The organism is Nitrosomonas supralitoralis, assembly GCF_003011925.2.
Classification (GTDB): domain Bacteria; phylum Pseudomonadota; class Gammaproteobacteria; order Burkholderiales; family Nitrosomonadaceae; genus Nitrosomonas; species Nitrosomonas supralitoralis.
The window spans coordinates 1-1,762 of sequence record NZ_PXXU01000137.1 but is presented as its reverse complement, the minus strand read 5'-3'; the positions used below and the strand labels follow the sequence as shown (position 1 = coordinate 1,762).

At 35.4% G+C, this 1,762-nt stretch carries 2 protein-coding genes; both read right to left on the bottom strand.

Annotated elements, in window-relative coordinates:
* Positions 1-526: 526 nt before the first annotated feature.
* Positions 527-817 (bottom strand): ribbon-helix-helix domain-containing protein, encoded by a 291-nt coding sequence (locus tag C7H79_RS16990; protein ID WP_147383664.1) that lies wholly within the window; start codon positions 815-817, stop codon positions 527-529.
* Between the two features lie 12 nt (positions 818-829).
* A complete protein-coding gene (locus C7H79_RS16985; RefSeq protein WP_106708405.1) occupies positions 830-1,465 on the bottom strand; it encodes a nucleotide-binding protein in 636 nt (211 codons plus the stop codon).
* Between the last annotated feature and the right edge of the window lie 297 nt (positions 1,466-1,762).

The following is a 1,762-nucleotide window of genomic DNA, read 5'->3' as shown; positions in this document are numbered from 1 at the left end:
ATTTGTTCATTTGTTCATTTGTTCATTTGTTCATTTGTTCATTTGTTCATTTGTTCATTATATAAAGTGTGCACTTTAAAATAAAAATTAGGGAATATTAATCGAATAGAAATTATTTTATTTGTAAGCGAAGATACCGACTGAAATAGCTTGATGAAAATAAACATTTAATTAAAAGGGATTATCGGTTAAGAGAATTTAACCTAAACAATGATGTTTTTGTTTTCGAACTTATTGTCTTATTGAAGCAAACAATATTAGAAAATAATCTTTTAATTATAAGAGATCATATGTTCTCGCGTTCATGTGATATAGTGATAGTGTGTGCAATGTTGCATGTGTGCACACAAATAATCAAAGCTCTAATTAATAAGATTATGGAAGTATAGTAAGCTTATAAGAAATATGAATGTGCATTTAACATGTGTATGCTAAGAAATCTAATCAGTGATTAAAGTCACAAATAATGAAATAAAAAAACTAGATAAAGAATGAGATCATGTGTGCACACATTCACTCATGAATACTATATCTCTTTCACAGATTTCTGTGTAATTGTAGGTTTGTGGCGAGAATGAAAAAGCATATCAATAGCTTCGGCTAGTAAAACCTGTACAGATGAATTTTCATCTAAAGCAATTTGACGTAATTGCTTTGATACTTCTGGAGAAAAATATCCACCCACGTGTTTAGTATTTTTACGTGAAGGTCGATCGTGGGGGGAAGATGCACTACTAGTATTTTTTGGTTCTAATATTGGTTCTACACGCTCATTCATAGAACCTCCTTTTAAAGCTGTCGCAAATTTATTGGTCATGTTTCTATAGTCCTATAATTTATGATTCAACTTGTTCAATTGTGCACACATGAACGTGTGCATATTTTCAATTTCTTTTGCGGCTTTACCATCACATTCAAACTCCTGTGCTGTTAATCCAGTAATCAAGGATCGAGCAAAGGCAATTCGATTTACTAGCTGAATAGGGCATACATCTACATTTAATTCTCCGATTGCCTCTTTTGCTTCCTCTGCTTCTTGTCCTTGTGGCGCAACTGCATTCATTACAACGAAAATTGGCGTGCCTGTTGTTTGAACAAGAGATAGTGTATTTGAAATCGCCTCCATATCGAAAATAGCAGGGCGGCATGGAATAAGTACAAGATCAGCCACCTTGGCTGCCTCTAACGCTGCGCTATCAGAGTGAGGCGCTGTATCCAGAAAAAGTCTTTGACCTCCAGTTTCCTTCACACGCTGTATTTCGTAATGTAAGCGGCTTGCATGAGCTGATAGAACAACGGGCAATTCTTTTTTACGACGATCAGCCCATTTTGTTGCAGATGCTTGTGGATCAAGATCGATTAAAGCGGTATTTAATCCTGCATTAGAAGATGAAACAGCTAAATGTAAGGCAATGGTTGTTTTACCTGAGCCCCCTTTTTGACTAATGATCGCAATGGTTTCCATAATAATCTCACACGTTAAATTGATCACACTCAAATGTGTGCACACTTGATATTATGCATGTGTTCTATATCTTTTGGTAAGATTAAATTAATATTGACTATAAATCGATATATTTACACTGGGCGGATTCAACTTTGAAGTGCAACTTTTGTAAAGAAGTTTATAGGCAAGCTGCGGTAGTATCGGAGCTACTTAAACGACCAAGTAAAAGGAGCACAGATGTATCACTACAAGCAGCTCACCAGAGAACAACGATACCAGATTTCTGGCTTGAAGAAGGCAGGTTTGAACCAATCC